9 protein-coding genes are annotated in these 19,887 nt (G+C 45.4%); 8 read left to right on the plus strand and 1 reads right to left on the minus strand.

The features are described 5' to 3' along the window. The first annotated feature begins 52 nt into the window (after positions 1–52). From NO989_RS15490 to NO989_RS15510, 5 genes are all read left to right on the plus strand, one after another. Positions 53–403, plus strand: a complete 351-nt coding sequence (locus NO989_RS15490; protein ID WP_014949811.1) for a DUF2750 domain-containing protein — start codon at positions 53–55, stop codon at positions 401–403. Positions 404–527: 124 nt separating this feature from the next. After that, positions 528–761: a DUF2789 domain-containing protein gene (locus NO989_RS15495; RefSeq protein ID WP_061095288.1), complete on the plus strand. Its 234-nt coding sequence runs from the start codon at positions 528–530 to the stop codon at positions 759–761. A 68-nt stretch (positions 762–829) separates the two neighbouring features. After that, on the plus strand, positions 830–2,218 hold the full coding sequence (locus tag NO989_RS15500; RefSeq protein WP_371342837.1) for a ribonuclease J: 1,389 nt from the start codon (positions 830–832) through the stop codon (positions 2,216–2,218). A gap of 216 nt (positions 2,219–2,434) precedes the next feature. Beyond that, positions 2,435–6,607, plus strand: a complete 4,173-nt coding sequence (locus NO989_RS15505) for an EAL domain-containing protein (protein ID WP_371342841.1) — start codon at positions 2,435–2,437, stop codon at positions 6,605–6,607. 221 nt (positions 6,608–6,828) lie between these two features. After that, positions 6,829–8,508, plus strand: a complete 1,680-nt coding sequence (locus NO989_RS15510) for an AMP-binding protein (protein WP_014949806.1) — start codon at positions 6,829–6,831, stop codon at positions 8,506–8,508. 159 nt (positions 8,509–8,667) lie between these two features. Here the strand turns inward: NO989_RS15510 and NO989_RS15515 are convergent, their stop codons facing one another. Continuing rightward, positions 8,668–9,321, minus strand: coding sequence for a dUTP diphosphatase (locus NO989_RS15515; RefSeq protein WP_131137453.1), 654 nt, complete (start codon positions 9,319–9,321; stop codon positions 8,668–8,670). Positions 9,322–9,956: 635 nt separating this feature from the next. On the opposite strand from NO989_RS15515, the gene recC reads away from it, so the two are divergent. Genes recC through recD form a run of 3 tightly spaced genes read left to right on the plus strand, consistent with a single transcriptional unit; the run spans position 9,957 to position 19,783 of the window. Beyond that, complete coding sequence (gene recC, locus NO989_RS15520; protein WP_371342838.1) at positions 9,957–13,580, plus strand: exodeoxyribonuclease V subunit gamma; 3,624 nt, start codon at positions 9,957–9,959, stop codon at positions 13,578–13,580. Further along, entirely contained in the window at positions 13,577–17,542 is a 3,966-nt protein-coding gene (gene recB, locus NO989_RS15525) for an exodeoxyribonuclease V subunit beta (RefSeq protein WP_338851570.1), read from the plus strand. The genes recC and recB overlap by 4 nt, the downstream gene beginning before the upstream one ends. A 33-nt stretch (positions 17,543–17,575) precedes the next feature. Beyond that, positions 17,576–19,783, plus strand: coding sequence for an exodeoxyribonuclease V subunit alpha (gene recD / locus NO989_RS15530; RefSeq protein ID WP_371342839.1), 2,208 nt, complete (start codon positions 17,576–17,578; stop codon positions 19,781–19,783). Positions 19,784–19,887 lie beyond the last annotated feature (104 nt).

A 19,887-nucleotide genomic window follows, 5' to 3' on the forward strand; every position in this document is an offset into this window, starting at 1 on the left:
CACTGTGCCTAATTTAAAGGTATGTGAATCGCAGAATTAAAGAGAGAAACTTATGTCACAATTACATCCTTTATTGGAAAAAAACGCATTTCAACGACTAGAAGCAAGCCTTGCAACAATTAAAGCTGAAGAAAAGCTCTTCATTCTTAAAGATGAGCACGGCTGCGTAATGCTAACTACGGATGAAGAAGATGGTGTTCCGGTTTGGCCTGATGCAGAGTTAGCACTGTTGTGGGCAACCGAAGACTGGGCACACTGTGAAGCGATGGAATTAAGCACCGAAGAGTTTTTGACCAAGTGGGTGCCGGGCATGACACAAGATGAATTAATGGTCATTGTATGTCCTGTACCTGCTGAAGAAGGAGAGGTAATTACACCAGAAGAGTTTGCTGACTACCTTTAAGATGTGATCTCAAGGGGACGGCAAAGGGTAATTATCTAGTAAGCAAATGGGGCATAAAAACGCTTGTTGGGTACAACGTATCTGGCGCTTATTGTGCCTTTAATTAGTAACCCAAGGAGGCGTTATGTTTACTGAGCAACCCACAATGAATAGTCTATTTAGCCAACTCGGTTTAGGAAGTTCAGACGAAGAAATTGCTGAATTTTTTGAAACACATCGAGGGCTGAATAAGAGCCAACATCTTCATGAAGCGCCTTATTGGAATGAAAGTCAGTCTGCATTTTTGAAAGATGCCATTATTGAAGACGCTGCGTGGGCCGAAGTGATAGACCAACTTAATGCTGAGTTGCACGAATGATGGCTCTGCGCTCATAGATTTGAACGTCAAACTAATATTTAATGCTTTGAGAGAAGGTACTAGTCGTTTTGTTGCACCCATCTGCTGATGATTTGTGGTTTCTTCCGTTAGGTGGAACGGGCGAAATTGGGATGAACCTCAATTTGTATGGTCACGATGGTCAATGGTTAATGGTTGACTGTGGTGTTTCCTTTGATGAGCCTCTCACACCTGCCTACAAAGACGTCAGCCAAGCGTCTAACCAGAGTACGTTCAAAGCCACTACGCATCGCGTTGTGGCTCCAAACCCTTCATTTATTACTAAACAAAAAGAAGCACTGGCTGGCATTGTCATTACCCACGCCCATGAAGATCATGTAGGCGCAATTCCTTACCTTTGGGAACGTTTCCAAAAGCCAATTTATACTACGTCTTTTACCGCCGAAGTGTTAAGGCGAAAGCTTGCAAGGAGTAAATTGGCTAACCGTATTACCATTGTTGAAGTCGACGCAGGCGATACTAAGCAAATTGGGTCTTTTAGCGTTAACTGGCTTGCCATTACTCATTCGCTTCCAGAACCCTTCGCACTAAAAATCAATACACCAGTAGGCACAGTATTGCATACAGCAGACTGGAAAATTGATGCCAACCCTATAACAGGTTTACCGTTTGACGTTAGCCTTTACAAGCGACTAGGCAACGAGAATATTCTTGCTATGGTTGGAGACTCTACCAATGCAACAAAACCGGGCTTTTCAATTTCAGAGAGAAATTGTTACGACGGCCTATTAAGCACTATCGCGCCCTTGAAGGGGAGAGTGGTGGTAGGTTGCTTTGGTAGCAATATAGCACGGCTAATTTCGCTGGCTAAAGTCGCCAAGAAAACTAAGCGTTACATGGCGCTGTATGGTCGTTCGTTAATGAACATGTACGGCATTGCCAAACAACAGGGCATTTGGCCAGACGATTTACCGGTGACCGACCCCCAACATTTAGGTTATCTTCCCCCCCATGAAGTTTTAGCTGTAGCGACAGGCAGCCAGGGCGAGAAAAATACCGCGCTGGCGCGTTTTGCAAAAGACACTCACCCTCACCTTAGTTTAGACAAAGGGGATACTGTGCTATTTTCTTCGATAGTTATTCCCGGAAACGAAGAGAGTGTAGGCCGATTAAGTAAAGCGCTGCAGGCAAAGGGAGTAACGGTTATTCACAGTGAAGATAGCACGCTGCCAATTCATGCCAGCGGTCACCCCTGTGAAGAAGAATTAAAGCTCATGTATCATTGGGTAAAACCTACCATTGCTATTCCGGTTCACGGGGAGCATCAACACCTTCAAGCACATGCAAATATTGCTAAAGCGTGCGGTATTAAAAAGACCTATGTAGGGCAGAACGGTGATTTGTACAGGCTAGCGCCACAGCCAAGCATTCGCAGACAGGTTGTTCCAGTTGGTCGCATTCCTGTACAGCAAGCGTAAAATAAAAATATTGAAATAGCCCTAAGTGTATTTAGTCTGGCGCGCTTTTTGTAATTGTTCATATTGTACGCTTTGTGGAAATTAATTTTTATTTATCAATGCGATAGATGTGTCCTTCACGTTTTTAAAAACCTCATTTTAGAAGCTGCCCAAGTTTAAAACATTCTGTTACACTTGGGTTTATAATAAAAATTTAAAACGTGCGACCCATTTTTGATGAGATATTTCAACTATCTTTTACTGCTGGTTTTAGTTGTAAGCCTACAAGCGGTGGCCTCACCGCGACTGTCTAATCCCGTCTTTCAGTCTTTATCGACCAAAAATGGCCTTCCGCAAGATATCGTCAACGACATTGTTATAAACGAAGATGGCTTTGTGTGGATAGCCACAGAAGGTGGTTTGGTTCGTTGGGATGGAGTTAGAACTAAACGAATAGCAGGTCCAGACAATTCTCTTATCGACTCATCCATTTATCGACTTGCCCTTCAAGGTACTGAAGCGTTGTGGTTTAGCGTGTACGGCAGAGGAGTTTATTATCTCGATTTGGCCACTCAAGATGTGGTGCAATTAGAGCCAACGTACTACCACGACTTTGAAAGTTTTGTGCAACATGCGGAAACCTTTCATTGGCAAGATGACACGCACCTTATCATTGCACTGGCAGAAGAAGTGCATAAATTTAACACGCAAACTAAAACCCTTGAGCGAATAGCAAAGCTCCCTGAGCCGCTGTTGGGTGACAGCGAAAGCATCCGGGCGGCAATCACCGTTGAAGACACCTTACTGGTAGCCACTACATCGGGTGTGTACGTCAAAGATATCAACAATTTAGAGCAGCCTTTACGTCGACTTGATTACTTGGGTGATATTCCCGAAAACCTCGATAACGCCAATGCAAAGTTTCTACTTTTAGACGATAAGGACAGGGTGTGGATTTCAACGGTTTCGGGCGTATTTGTTGCTCAGAAACAAGACTTTCTCAAGCAGGTACAGGGCGAAAAAGAACATGTCTTTACACAGGTTCTATCTGACAGAAACGTGTGGACGTTGGTTCAGTACAAAGACGACGCTTTTTGGATGGGCACTAATAAAGGGCTATATCAGCTGAGTAAAAAAGCAGGTGGTTGGGAATACGAACACATCTTAGAACCGCATAACGGTTTCACCGAAATTTCAAACAAAAAAATTATCGCCATTGCCAAAGATGAATCTGACAACCTCTGGTTAAGTTCAGTCTATGCTGGTGCACTGTATTTCGGTGTGAAAAGTGCAGATATTTTTGCCATCCAGAATGAACGAGCAGGTGAGCCTAGCGTTTTGACCAGCCACGTGGTGTGGTCGTTTGCTGAGACTGAACCTAATAAAATATGGATAGGTACAGAAAACGGGCTTAATCACTATGATTTCACGACAAAAAAGTCTGAGAAGTATCTGTATTCAAAAAGTCAAAGAGCGATTATCGGCGAAGGCGCCGTAAACAAAATTGTTCCAACGCAAAGTGGCGAATTGTTTCTCAATACGTACAACGGAATACGGTTGTTTGATATGGAAACAGGGGAGGCTAATCGGCCAGAGGTATTAAAAGGTGGCGATGACACCGTATTTGATGCGTATGGCGCGGGAATGATGCTTTCAGATAAAGGGGATTTGTACTTTATTGGCAACGAAGGTTTTTTAAAGTATGACGTGGACAAAAAAGAAATTTCTTCTTTAGAGCTGGATCCTCGTGTTTTTGACATAAATTTTTCATTGGGTTTTTTGGGCCAGTCTCATTACCACAGTGATCGGTTATTTTTTGCTACCGAAGGTGGTTTGTGGTTAATCGATCCTGAGACGTTTCAGCATGAATTAGTCTATCGATTCTCAGAGCTACAGCGTGGCCGAGATCGCTCTATATCGTCGTGGGTTATCGACGATATGGGTGTGCTGTGGCTTGCATACAGTGGCGTAGGGTTGGTTGGTATAGACGCAGACACATTTGAGCCGTTGTACAACCTAAACGAATCGAATATTTTATTATCAAACATTGTTTACGGGCTGCAAAAAGACGAAGCAGGCAATATCTGGTTTAGTTCGCACAAAGGGTTACACAATTACAATCCGTCTACCGGCCAAATCAAGAACTTTATTTACGGACGAGAGCTAAGTGTTTCTGAGTTTAACCAGGGGGCTTCGCTTAAGCTTAAGGACGGTCGACTGGCCTACGGTTCGACGAGCGGTGCTGTGGTTTTCTCTGCATCGCAATTGGAAAGCCTGGAAGTTGGCAGAAGTTTGCTCAGTAAGCAAACTGCTATAACGGAAGTTGCCGTAGACAATAGGGTGCTTAATCAGCCGCTTAAAAACCTAAGTGGGCATCATTTCGATCTCGATTACGAAGATTATGGGTTAACAATCCATTTTTCGTCATTAGCGATGTCAGGCATAGGAAAAATAAAGTACTACTACAAGCTGTTGAATGGTGATCGCGTCGTCACAGAAGGCGTGACTGACGATGCAAAAATAACCTTTACCAATATAGAACCGGGTGACTACGTTTTTTCTGTTGCCCCTACGCCAGGTAGTTTCGACTATAACGTGCTTCCGGCTGAAATTACGCTTTATATGCCACATGCGCCTTTGCGTTCGCCGCTTGCATATACTATTTACGCAGCGCTCATCGTGAGTTTATTCGTAGCATATTTACTCTCCCGTCAACGCCAACTGTTTAGGTTACAAAAAGCTCAGCAGCAGGTAACGCTATTCAGTGACGCTTTTAGACAAACTCGAGACTGGGTTTTAATTTTTGATAAAGAAAAGCGTTTAGTTGCCGCGAACCCAGCTTTTGAACAGGTGTTCGGCTTTAATAATAAAGAGCCGTTACCCAAGCAGTTGGCACGACTTTATTTGCGTTATCCAACGTTGAATAGACACCTGTCTGGCAAATTACCGGAAATGCAGGGAGGGGATTTTTGGAAAGACGAGGCCGTGATCGATGGTGCTGATGGCAAGCGCTACGACGTGCTTATTGATATAACAGCGGTAAGTGGGGAAAGTAATACTGCAGAGCATTACCTGATTGTTATTTCCGACATCACAGAACAAAAAAATGCTGAGCGCAAACTTCTGAAAATCGCGACCTACGACAGCTTAACAGGCTTGGTCAACAGAACATTGCTGCTAGACAGACTGGAGCACGCTATTGGGCTTGCCCGTCATCATGAGCATCGTGTGGCGGTGATGTTTGTTGACTTGGATAGATTTAAAGGCATTAACGACTCACTTGGGCATGATTACGGTGACAAACTGCTGCGCATTGTAGCCAACCGAATGCGAAACCTTGTGGCTGAGTCGGGCACCGTTGCGCGATTGGGCGGCGATGAATTCGTTATTGTTGTTGAGGAAGTTAATGTCAGTGACGACTTGAGCTCATTCGTGGCACAAATCATTGAATCGGTAGAAACGCCTATATCGTTAGCAGAGGAAGTGCTTCGTGTTTCGTGCAGTATTGGTGTGGCGTTTTATCCCGAAGACGCCTCTGAGCCTGCTGAGCTTATCAAGCAGGCTGATGTGGCTATGTATACGGCGAAGAAGGACGCATTAAGCGGCTTTACCTACTTTACGAGAGACATGAATGAACGTGCCAAAACGCGTTTACAGCTTGAAAATAAAGTAAAGCGGGCCTATTCAGATGACTGTTTCTTCAATCACTACCAGCCAATTATAGATGCCAGAACCAATACCACTATTGGGGTTGAGTTACTGCTGCGAGGAAAACTGGATAACGAGCCTCTTTTCCCCGATCAGTTCATTCCGGTACTTGAAGAACTGAAGTACATAATAGAAGTTACACGACAGGCAATGCGAAGAGCGGCAGAGGATTTGTCGTCCTGGTATAGCCAAGGCTTCACGGGGTTTGTTTCTATTAACCTATCTGCACTTCACTTCAAAACCGAATTCGACTTAACTGGTGTGCTAACCCTGCTTGATGAGTTCAACCTACCCAAAGAAGCGTTTCGATTCGAGATTACCGAAGGCGTATTGATGGATGACAGTGATAATGCGTTAAGACAGATTAATCGGTTTGTGAAAGAAGGCTTTGTATTAGCCCTTGACGATTTTGGTACAGGTTACTCGTCTTTAAGCTATTTAAAGCGTTATCCGTTGTCGGTATTAAAAATCGACAAGAGCTTCGTTAACGAAATGGCGCCGGGTAATGCAAACGAAGCGCTGGTAACAACAACCATTACGTTAGCGAATAACTTGAATATGAGTTGTGTTGCGGAAGGCGTTGAAACAAAAGCGCAAGCGGAAGAATTGATTGGAAAAGCGTGTTATTTCCACCAGGGCTATTTCTACGCCAAGCCTTGTACCGCCGAGGAAGTTGCACCGCTGTTATTTAAAGCGTGGTAAAACGTCGATATTTACCGCGTTTTTCTAACAGATAAGACCATAAAGATTCAAAAGCCAAATCTATAAGAAAACTAAATTTAGCCTCTAAAGCCTTGTTATTCGTCGCATAGAATGTAAACGCTTGTTTAAAAAGCTTGTTTTTCAATAAAAAATAGGGCTTATTAGAAGTCTGTGAAATCATTGTAAAAATGAGCTACATTATAACAACATATGAGTGACTTATGCCGCTAGACATGACAGCAAACGCAAATACCACGGAAGTAATAACATCGCCATTAAGTATGTTGTACCACTGGGAACAGAGCCGTGGGAACGACGTATTTCTTACGCAGCCTATTAACGGTGAATACCACGACTACACATGGAAGCAAGTCGCCGAACAAGCCAGAAAAGTGGCAGCACGTTTACGTGAATTCGATTTCCCGCAAGGCAGCCGTATAGGTATCTTTTCAAAAAACTGTGCTGAGTGGTTTATCGCTGATCTGGGCATTATGATGGCAGGTCACGTGTCGGTACCTATTTTCTCAACAGCCGGTCCAGACACAGTCCAGTATGTATTGAAACATGCTGACGTACAGCTATTGTTCGTTGGAAAACTAGATAATACTGCGGAACAAGTTGCCTCTATTCCTTCAGAATATTTAACGGTTGCCTTTCCTTATCCAAACATTGCTACTAAGCAGCAATGGAAAGCGTTTATGGATATCGCGCCCATAACAGACTCGCCTGTACCTGATATGGATGATTTGATGACAATCATTTATACGTCTGGCAGTACTGGTCAGCCTAAAGGGGTGGTGCACAGTTACAATACGGCTTGTTGGGCAGCGCGTCGCTCGCTAGATCAATTGGGTATTAACCAAAACGATCGCACAATGAGCTACTTACCACTTGCGCATATTACAGAGCGTGTACTGGTCGAGCTTTCAAGCTACTACAGTGGTGGCAAAATTCACTTTGTAGAAGATTTAACTACCTTCCAACGGGATGTAGGTCACTGTCAGCCAACGCTATTTATTTCGGTACCGCGTTTATGGACAAAGTTTCAGATGGGCGTGTTAGCGAAAATGCCGCAGAAGAAACTGGATACGCTGCTTAAAATTCCAATTTTGAACAAAATTGTTGCGAAGAAAATTCGCGATGGCTTGGGCATTAATAACGCACGTTTGTGGGCAAGCGGTTCGGCGCCACTTGCACCAGCAGTCATTGAATGGTTCGCGAAAATTGGTATCTACATTTCTGAGGGATGGGGAATGACCGAGAACAGTGCTTATGGCACCGGCAGTGTACCTTTCCGTCATGATAAAATCGGCTGTATCGGCAAGCCATACGACGGCGTAGACATTCGCACGTCAGAAGAAGGTGAGATTCAAGTTAAGTCGCCGTGCAATATGCTGGAATACTACTTGGAACCACAAAAAACGGCTGAAGTCTTTACTGAGGATGGTTATCTGCGCACTGGCGATAAAGGGGTCATTGATGCTGATGGCTACGTTAAAATTACTGGTCGTTTAAAAGACATCTTTAAAACCGCGAAGGGTAAGTATGTTACGCCAGCGCCGATTGAAGCAAAATTCATGGAAAACCCTATTGTTGAGCAAGTGTGTGTAACGGGGACTAATTTGCCTCAACCTGTGGCTTTGCTAGTGCTTAGTGAAGAAGCGCAGAAAAAAGACAAAGCGGGCATTGAAGCAAGCCTTAAGAAAACATTCGAAGCCATCAACGCAAAACTGGAAAGCCATCAAGTTATGGATCGCGTTGTCATTATGAAAAACGAATGGAGCATCGAAAACGACTTGCTGACTCCGACGCTCAAAGTAAAGCGTCATGTTTTAGAAGACCGCTTTGTTGATATTATCCAAGGTAGCTATAGCGACAAATTAGTTTGGGTTGACGCGTAAAATCGTCGTTGAGTCCTTTGCTTTGGCAATAATTAAAAAAGCTCTGTCTATGACAGAGCTTTTTGTTATCGGAAGGAGACGCAATAAGCGTTGAAACTGTGTTGGGCTATAAGTACTACAGCGAGGCTAAATCGCGTTAAACGAAACGCACTGGTCGCTTTAAGAAGGGTAGCGAGAGCGTAACCCTTCATACACTAAGTCGCTAAACTCTGGCTTCGTTAAATCTAGGGCATCCATTACTTCTACCAGGTGCTCGTTGTCTTCACGACCTTCCCACACTTTTACGTAAGTGCCTTCTTTATAGCCGTTATCTTGGCGGAAAAAATTGAGTACATTTTTACCTACGTACTGACGATACAGTTCGTCAGCTGACATTTCACACTGGCTTACGATGAACATGAATAGTGGCACGCTAAAGCGTTTGGCGGCGCAAAGGCCCGTCATGAGCTCTAAATTATCAAGAAGCGACAGATTTGACGCGTCGTAGTCTTTGCCATCAAAAATCACTAAGGTGTTGCCACTTGCCAGTTCAGAAGCAATACTTTTTGCAGATTCAGCGATATCGCCTTTATATTCAATAATGCAGGCACTTAGTGCAAAGTGCCAGATATCCACCAATTCCATTTGAAGCTGTGGCAAGTCTTTTTGCTGTGCTTTCCACCATTTCCAGCCGTGATGCTCAATTGCTTCAACTGACTCTACCATTGCTGCACGTAAGTATCCGTAACCAGCATTCAGCCAGTCTGGGTTTACTTTGGCGTTCATTTTATCCTGAAGAGAAAGCATAGTGGCGAGTTGTTGCGCGGTTAACATTGTTGCTCCTGACCGTGAAATTGTGTTGCGTTTCGTAAAGGCGAAATTGTACTTGAATGACGCTTCGGGAGAAACTGCTAAATTTACGACGGCGAGAGTAAAGCGCTTTCTTTAATGTCTGCTTGCTTGTGGTGCACTTGCACCACGGTAAAACTATGACTTATTGGTCATGTTTTCTATTTTTGTTTAAGTTGTTGATATTTAAGGTTTAAAAAGTTGGCATTCAACCTGCAAAACATAAATCGTTAACAGTGCTGCTCAGTAGCGCTAACGTGAATGAGTGCCAGGCAACGCTTATTCACGTTGTTACTGAGTAGACCGTAAACCTTACCCATACAGATTTTTCGTGTCCTGAGGTCTGTGTGGGTTTTTTTTGTCTGAAAATCGCCCACACACGCTTCTTTGTACTCATTTACTGCGCCAGATCCCTCTATCACTTTGCTTAGAACTCTCCGGGTATTGATTTCGCCATGCCCCCAGTATTTGTTTTATTATCATAAGACATTTGCTTATCTAAATTTTGGAGAAATAACTTAACTACTGAGCCCAATGCGATACACTAAATTATAAGGTCGACGATACCTGTACAGTCTTTGCACAGTATCTAAAAGCACGTTCTACAAAGGATTTTTCGATTGCTTGCGCTATATCCCTCTAATAAATTAGAACACTTAAGTTTTCTTCTCACCACGCTTTTACGTCAGCAGCCCATGGGCGTATTTACGCCAGAAACCATCTTGGTTGAAAGCCCGGGAATGCAGCACTGGGTCAGCATGCAGCTTGCCACAGAACACGGCGTGGCAATGAATATTGATTACCCTTTACCAGTACGCTTTATGTGGAATACCGCACGTACCGTACTTGGACAGGACAAAGTACCCAAGCAATCTCCCTATCGTCGTGAAGTACTGACATGGCGAATCGACAATATTCTCCAAGATGGCTCGCTAATGAGCGCAGAAGCCTTCGAACAAGTTAACCGGTATTGGCAAAATGCGGGAAGTGAACAAGAGCAGGGGTTACAGCGCCTTCAGCTTGCTACCGCTCTGGCCGACGTGTACGAGCAATACTTGTTGTACCGCCCAGACTGGTTGTTTAAATGGGAAGCTAACGAACGCGCTGTATTTGATGACATGGAGATATGGCAAAGCGAAATTTGGCGCATATTGGTCAAAGAGCAGCCGTTGCATCCTGCACGTTTGCATCAAATGACGCTCGATGCGTTGGAAGCTGGTCATTTACCAAGCGAGCCAACGAACAAGTTGCCTGATCGTGTGATAGTGTTTGCTATTAATACTATGGCCCCACAGCTTATCGCATTTTTTGACGCCCTCGCGCAGCACATTGATATTCATATATTTCATTTAAATCCTAGCGTTAATTATTGGGGTGAAGCGAAAAGCAGTAGCGAACAGGCGAAATTATTGCGGTTAGAAGGACTTAAAAAATGGATGGAAGAAGATCAGTCAAACCCGCTGCTTGGCAACTTAGGTAAACAGGGCAGAGAGCTATTCAACTTACTCACTGAACTGGATACCTTTGAGATTAGTGCGTTTGATTCACCGGATTTTGAAGAAACAAACGGTAACGCTGGCGGCGACAATGCTCGTGGTCTACTCGAGTATATTCACAACGATATCTTGCAGGCCGCTCAACCGAAGCCACTTGCTCATGATTTAAGAGAAAAAGACGATAGCGTTACTATCATGTGTACCCATTCCGCACTTCGCGAAGTGCAGGTTTTACACGACCACTTGTTACACTGGTTATCTCAAGATAAAACGCGCACCCCATCTGATATTCTGGTGATGTGCCCGGCCATCGAAAACTACGCGCCATTTGTGGATGCTGTATTTCACAGAGTAGGCACAAAGGCTTTGGCTGGCAGGGGGCAGGTTAGGCTTCCGTGTACCATTGCAGATAGAAGCCCAATGGATGCAGAGCCGTTGATTGCGGCATTTATGGCGCTGTTACAACTGCCCGATAGCCGTTTTGGTGTGTCGGACATTATGGATTATTTGCAGTTAGATTCAGTGCAAAAGCGTTTCTCAGTGTCACAAGATGATATCGAGCAAATGGTGGTTTGGCTAAAACAAGCTCATATTCATTGGGGTCTTAATAGCGCCCATAAAACGGCCGTTTCAGAAGGTGTTGATCTAGACGATACCTATAGCTGGTGGTGGGGAATACGCCGATTACTTATGGGCATGCTTGCACCAGATAGTGAAGTCATTGTGAGTGACCTACTTACTATTCCCGACGTTGAAGGACAAAGTGCGCTTACGCTAGGCAAGCTTATTGACGTTGTGGCGCTGTTGGGTGAGTTTGCCCAAGTATTAACAGCCCCAAGGACGGCCGCGCAGTGGTCTAAAGCCTTAATATCGCTTAGAGATACGTGTTTTATGCCGATAAAAGAGCAGCAGCAAAGTTGGGATCTTATTGCCAAAGTTGCTGCCGATCTTGCTGCACGGTGCGAAGAGGCAGGTTATGAACACGAACTCACCCTTCGTCAGGTTCGCGACCTGCTACTCAATCGATTCTCGTCGCCAGATGCTGGTAACCACTTTATGACCGGTCAGGTTACGGTGTGTTCAATGCTGCCCATGCGAAGCATACCGTTTAAAAAAGTGTGCATTTTGGGCCTGAACGACAGTGAATTCCCCAGAAAATCAAGCCCACTTGGCCTCGATTTAATGGCAGGTGCTGGCCGCCAAATTGGTGACCGCTCACGGCGTTTGGAAGACAGGTATTTATTCCTAGAAGCCATTATTTCCACCAGAGACAGCTTATATTTAAGTTACCAAGGGAACGACGTTACCAATAACAGTGAGCGGCAACCCAGTCTAGTATTGGCTGAGTTCATGGATATGTTAACAAACAGCTACGCACTGGATTTATCAAAGTACAGCGTTAACGCGCCGCTACACCCGTTCAGTGAAGAGGGGTTCACGGGAACCTTGCCGAGCTACGAAACAGGGTGGTTACGGTTAGCTGACGCGTTACAAAAAACGAAATTAAATACCGATGAAGCAGATAATGAATCTGCCAACGATGCGGATACGGCGACGTTAGCGCCATCATCTGACGCACTATCAACGCAATCGCTTCGTTTATCAGGTATTCAAATTGCGAGAGCTTTCAAAGATCCGCTGGAGTATTTTTCCGTACAACGCCTTGGTGTGAATCTGTCTCAATCGTTTACGCTACTCGAGAACAGCGAGCCGTTTGAAACCAATGCGCTGCTGCGTTATCAGGTGCTCGACGCTATCTTTTCGTCTGCAGAGCGCGTTGCGCCAGAGAAAGATGATGTCACTTCGCTTTCCTATAGCGAAAAAGTGCTCACTTTTGCGTCGCTTAGAGGGGATATTCCCAATAACCCCGTTGCCAGAGATGAAGTTGACATGTGGAAAGAAGGGGCATTGGCATTAAGTCAGGCAATGGGCCCTCACGACGCGGAGCCTAAAAAAGCGCACTTTCAAGGCAAATACATCACCTTTACTTCATCGGCTTTATTAGGCAGTGACGCGCTAGTCGAGCTTTGTGCAGGCAAGATTGACGCACATCGCGCTTTGGGTTTCTTCATCTCACAATTAGTTTTTTCAAGTAGCGATGAAGAAACCATCTACAGCAACTATCCGCTGGATATCTATTCGTGTGCCTGGGAAAAGGGCGAAACCATTTTGAAAAAGCAGCGCTTCCCCGCTTACGACCGGGAAACTGCTGTGCGTTTACTTTTGTTTATTGAACAGCTTTATATGGCAGTTTACACGGCGCCGACACCTATTCATTTAAGTTTGTTCGGTACTTTTATGCCCGGAACCAGAAATTCAGACACTAAGCCTGTAGTGGAAAGCATAAAGCCTGAGATGATTACCGACATTCTGCATGCGTTACTAGAGAGTGCGGATGGGACTAGTGAAACCGACAAAGCGATACTTAGCCAAGTACAACATGCAATTGACGAGATGTGCCCGTTCACTGATAAAGACAACGCTGTAGCTAGCGAAACGACAAATGAAAAACATGAAAAAGCGAAACAGGCGGTGGATCAAGCCGCTGCACTTTTTAACACGATAGAGTTACAGCGAGCATTAACCGACTGGCAGCAAAGTAGCGGGCAGTTCAGCGCCGATATGGCAAGCAACCCTTACTTAAATTGGTTGTTTCCTCAGGGCGTGAGTTGGAATGATATACCGCATTTAAGTGCTTTTGTGCTGCTCGCCATGGTCAACAATGCGTCTCAGGAGGAGAAGCTATGAGTTACAACCCTACATCCTCTGATAACCCTATAGACGAACAATCTCAGCCGCAAACCGACGACCACAGCGGCACTGAAGCGCAATTACTCGATGTAGTCGCTATGCCGTTAAAAGGGCGCCACCTTATTGAGGCCAGCGCTGGTACAGGTAAAACCTTTAATATTACGCGCTTGTATCTGCGTCTATTGCTTGAAAAAAAGCTTACCGTCAAAGAAATATTGGTGATGACTTTCACCAAAGCCGCGACCGAAGAAATAAAGGGGCGTATTGCGGCAACACTAAGAGAAGCCCTCCTTATTTGGCAGCAAGCCAAAGATAACGGCAATGAAATAGACAGTGGCTGTGACCCGGTTTATCAGTATTTATTTAATAGCTGTGATATCGACGAGAGTTTGGCACTTTTAAAAGCGGCGCAGCTGGAGCTTGATGAAGCCTCGGTGTTTACTATTCACGGCTTTTGTCAGCATGTTATTACCCAATTAGCATTTAACAGCGGCTTTGCTATGTCGCTTAATTTGGGCAATGACACCAGCGACTTATACCTTGAAGCTGCCGAAGACTTCATTCGAAAAATTAGCAAAAGTGAGGACGAGTTTAGGCTACTGGCAGAGTCTGGCTGGCATACACCTGAAAAACTGCTGCGAGAGTTTAACGCCAGCATTAAAAGTACTCTGACCCCAATATTGCTTAGTGAAGAGGATATTGAGGCGGCGTGTAAAAAGCAGCTAGATGAAGCGCCGCACACGTCTTTAGCCTACGTGAAGTCTCTACTTCAAAGCGTAGAGGATAATGAAGGGCTATTGGTAGAACAGCTCATCAAAACACCGGCCCATAAAAAAGAGCGGCCTCAGGAATTGACTGCACTTAAAGCTTGGTTGCGTTCTTGCGTGGATGAACAAAGTTATTATCTTCCGCCGCCCGAAGCGGAAGCCTTTGTTAAAGGTAACCGATATGCGCGAAATTCATCTGGTGTAAAAGAGATCTTAACGCCTATAAAAGATTTTGCAGGGGCGCTTAAAAAAGCATTTAGTGAGAAAGACAAAGCGTTTGGTAAGGTGCCTGTATTCAAGCTGGTGGTTGAAGCTATTTCGTTCATCAAATCCCGCGTTGAAAAGCAGAAAAAACAGCTTGGCGTTATCGACTTCGACGATCTTATTCGCATGCTCGCCGACGAAGTGGTGAAGCCGAACAATACCCTAGTGCCTGAGCTTCGCAAAAAATTTCCCGTAGCGCTTATCGACGAATTTCAAGATACCGATGCAAAGCAGTACGCGATTTTAGACGCAGTTTATCCTAATCTTGAGAATGCTAACGAAAGTGCGTTATTAATGATAGGTGACCCCAAGCAGGCGATTTATCGCTTTCGCGGTGGCGATATTTTTACCTATTTAAAAGCGGGTAGGCAGGCAGATTACCGCTGGGTGATGAATACCAACTGGCGCTCGGTAGAGGGAATGGTTAAGGCCTATAATCGGTTATTTTATGGTGCGCCTGTGGCATCAAATAAACCCACCGACGTGTTTGGCTTTGACATCAAATACAACCCAGTCGAATTTACGCCTAAAGCGGCCGCGGCAAAAACGCCACTTATCGATCCTGCCGAACAAGACAATGTAATGAAAAGTGCTGTAATGAAGAGCGGTGTAATGGAAAGTGCTGTAACGAAACGCAGCGCAATGAACTACGTTAGCATGTGTTTGGACGACAAAGAAAACGCCCACATTATGCGCCGCAAAATGGCTCAATGGATTGCGCAGGAGATTTACCGCTTATTGAACGAAGCGCACTTCCAAACCGCCAATGGTGGCACTGCGCCGGTGAAGCCTCAGGATATCGCTATCTTGGTGAAAGACAGGACCGAAGCTGGCGCTATCAAAAGTGTACTGCAGCAAAAAGGCTTGGCATGTGTTTATTTAAGCGATCGCAGTAACTTATTTGCCAGTGCCGAAGCCAAAGATGTACTGCGGTTACTCAACGGTATTTGGCATGCTAACGACACCAGTAAAGTGGCGTCGAGCTTGGCGTCACCGCTTTGGGGTTATAGTGCCCAATCACTTATTGAACTGTTGTACCATGAAGATGACGCGCAGTGGGATGCGGCTATCGACAAGGTATTGTCGCTGCGCGATATGTGGCTGCAAAAAGGGTGCATGAGTGTGCTGCTGTATTTAATGCAAGATAGCTATCAACCTCATGCTGACAGCGTGGAACGCGCCCTTACTAACTATCAACACCTAGCCGAAGTGCTGGAAAAAGCTAGCACTACTCACCAGCGCCCAGAGCAGCTACTCGACTGGTTGAATAAGCAAATTCATAAGCCTGAAAGCGATGAAGAGCTTACTTTGCGCCTTGAAAGTGACAGCCAACTTATTCGACTTATTACTCAGCACGGCTCGAAAGGGCTAGAGTACCCCATCGTGTTTGTTCCTTTTGCCACCGGCTACAGAGACGCCGCTAAAAACGGCAACACTACGTCGCAAATATTTACTTATTACGACGAAGAAAAACAAGATTTGCAAATGCAGCTTGGACAGACGCCACAGGCGATAGCTCGCGTTCAAAGTGAGAGTGAAGCGGAAGACATGCGACTGGCCTATGTGGCGGTAACACGAGCTGCCCATCGCTGTTACATGGGCGTTGTACCGCTGACTAACAATGAAAGAAGCGCATTAGCACGAGCACTTGGTGTAGGCGGCGATGGCAGCAACAACGATTGGTCGAGTGTGTTAAACCGCGTTGCTGATGAAGATGCGTCCCATGCCAGCCATATCGACGGTGATGAGTTTGAGGAAGTGTATAATGGCTTTGAACAAGAAGATGAGTTACCTCAGCTAACCGCGTTGCAATTTACCGGCACGGCAAGCGAAGAATGGCGACTGTATTCATTCTCAGCAATGAGCCGTTTAACCACGGTTGGTGCTAACCAAAGCGTTGAAACAGGCACAGCAGCAGAGTCCGGCGCAATAACAGAGCCCTTGGGTCAAACCCTTCCTAGTGTGCCCGTACTTCAAACCATTCGAGATGAGGAAGTGTATGCAAGCGACACCCTCATGGGTGAGATGGGCTCAATTGATGCAGACATCAATTCCTCGGCAGCTGTTGAAAGTACGGTAAGTAAAAATGATCTGCGTTTTACCCTAGAGAAAGGTGCGAGCGCAGGTAATTTACTTCACGATATTCTAGAGCACAGTGACTTTAGTGCGCCCGATTGGGAAGAAACGGGTAAGGAACTGGTTAACCGCTTCGGGTTAGATGAAAAGCGAACGCCGCTACTCTATGAATGGTTAGAAGAAGCGCTACAGACGCCTCTGTATCCCAATATGCAGCTAAGTATGAGTGATTTGCCCTTAGCGCAAACCCTGCGCGAAGCCGAATTCTATTTTCCAATGAACGACACGCAATGGACTCAGCTTCGTGAAGTACTCGCGACTCATCGAAAAAACGTGGCTGACGTTATTGGTGGTGAAGTGGAAACAGCGCCACAACTAATTACTGCAAAATTACAGGGAATGATGCACGGGTTTATTGACTTGATTTTTGAGCATGACGGTCAGTTTTATGTGGCAGACTACAAGTCAACCTGGCTTGGCGATACTCTAGATAGCTACACGCCAACAGCGCTGTTTCATAACAACCAGCATCACCTTTACGACCTTCAGTACTTAATTTACTGCTTGGCGCTACATCGCTATTTAAAGAATACGCTGCCCAACTACGACCCAGATGTGCATTTCGGTGGGGTGTATTACCTGTATTTACGCGGCATGCACCCAGAAAACGAGCGCGGAGAAGGGGTATTTTATACTGATATTCCATCGTCTGTACTCAACCGATTAGACGGGATATTTGCGAGCAGAGACGATGCCCAGCAAGGCGATAGTTCTTCGAATGCTGGCAGCTCTCACCAGCCATTGGAACAAACGTCTTTGGGTCAGCAGCAGTTTAGTTTCGATGACGAGTAGTCAACATCATAGAGGCTAAAGCAAAGGAAATTAATGAAAAGCAATCAACACTCTGTACCGTCATTTTTTGATAACTTGTTTGGCATCGAAGCTATCGACAAATTTGTCGCAAAAGAATTTGGCTTTATTGATGAACTGGAACAAGAAGAACAGTTTATTTGGGCTGGGGTCTTGGCATATCTGTCGTATATGCAGCGTAATGGCCACAGCTGTATCTATATTAAAGACATAGCGGGTACGACGCTTTTTAAAGAGGTAGTCGCAGAACAAGAGGCGGCCTTGGCGGTCGAAGCAAATGAGTATAGTGGTAACAAGGCGGCGGCTGCTTCACTGACGCTGGTTGAACAAACCGAGCAGGAAAAAGCGCCCAAAGCAGGTGTTGACGTGCCACAACTAACACCGTTACTTAGAATTATAAAAAGCGCGCTGGTTAACGAGCAGGTGGCTCAACTATTTGTCTACAGCAACGGCAAGCTGTACAGCCGTCGCTACTATGAGTTTGAACAAGAAGTTGCGCGCAATGTGGTAAAACGAGCTGCGCTTACACCGTTAAGTGATGACGCAAGCGAAAAAGTAAAGCAACTTTGGCCAGCAATCTTTCCTACCGAAACAACCGATCGGCAAGATTGGCAGCAAATAGCGGTGGCGAAAAGCCTAATGCAGCGCTTTTGCGTTATAAACGGTGGGCCAGGAACAGGTAAAACCTATACTGTATTGCGCTTATTACTGGCGCTACAGGCTTGCGATGAAAACTTAAAAATTGTGCTGGCAGCGCCTACAGGTAAAGCGCAACAGCGTATGACCGAATCTATCATGAACAGCATAGACGGGCTTCGCGGCAAGTTGGACGACACAGTGCTTAACAACGTGCCTACCGATGCTGTGACGCTACATAGATTACTAGGATTGCGCGAGCACGGTGTATCGACTAAGTTCAATCAGCACAACCAATTGGCAGCAGATGTACTCATTGTCGATGAAGCAAGTATGGTCGACTTAGCGCTAATGACACGTATAGTACGAGCATTGCCAGACCATGCACGGCTCTACTTTATCGGTGATGCCGACCAGCTTCCTGCGGTTGAGCTTGGCAATGTGTTAGAGCAGCTAGTTAGTACCGAGGCAGCAAGTTTTGACGAAAATGCGAATGTGCCAAATGGTACAAATAGCTTGAACAGCAATGACAACGCGTTTTCTTTAGGTGGCGTGCCATCGTTAATGCGTCAGCACATCGCTACGCTGTGCCCGCATTTACCCCTGTTACCTGTTGATGAGCAGGCAAAAAGCTATGTAGCAACTCTGCAAGCACCTCAGCGCTTCAAGGGGCAGGTGGCAAAAGTTGCAACGGCCATACAGCGGGGTGATGCAAGCGGTGCACTTGCCGCTATTACCGACAAGGCTAGTGACAATGATGAAACTGCTGGCCTCAATTCAAATATCGATTCAACTCTTGTTTCAAAGACTGCATCACGCCTACAATCTGGCGTTCACCTATGGCCAGAGTACCAGGTGAGCGGCCGTGATTTACACCAGTTGGCCAAAGAAAGCTTTTTGCCTATTTTTGATGCTGGCAGTGCCGAAGAAGCGCTTAATCGCCTGAATGTGGTTAGGTGGCTAACCCCAGTCCGCAAAGGCGGAATGGGCGTAGAAGGCCTGAATAATTTGGTGTTCGATGCTATCAAGCACAAAATCAGAAAGCGGGAAGGTCATTTCTATCAAGGTCAGCCCATTATGATTGTCAAGAATCATCATCCTCAGCGACTATCAAACGGTGAGGTTGGTGTAATCTGGCCTGACAGCAAAGGAAAGCTCTATGCGTGGTTTTACCAGGATAGCCAAGCTTCAGGTCAAAACGGTTCAAGTCAGAAAGCTTTGGCAAATGCAGGAGACAGTGCTGACAATACGCTAGAGCAAAAACAAGCGTTGCGCAGCATATCGCTATCAAGAGTACCGCAGTTTGAAACCGTGTATGCCATGACCATACATAAATCTCAGGGCTCTGAATTTAATCATGTTGTGCTTATTTTACCTAAGCCTGATAGCGAAAAAGCCGCCAATTTATTTCATCGAGGCCTAGTGTACACAGGGTTAACCCGTGCTAAAGACGGCTGCTTAATTATTTCTGACAACGCAACATTTACCCACATGGTTCAACGGGTGCATAAGCGTTATTCCGGGCTTTCTGAGGCAATAAGCTTGCAACTAGAGAGCACATCAAACGCCACCCCAGAGATTGAATAGAAATAAATGTACTCTGACCCCAAAATTTTGGGGTCAGAGTCTGAGGGATCCCCACGAATTTAATTCCATGTGCTTCCGGCCCATGCACTGTCTACTATGGAGCT

This window comes from Alteromonas sp. DY56-G5, from assembly GCF_041414725.1.
GTDB lineage: Bacteria > Pseudomonadota > Gammaproteobacteria > Enterobacterales > Alteromonadaceae > Alteromonas > Alteromonas macleodii.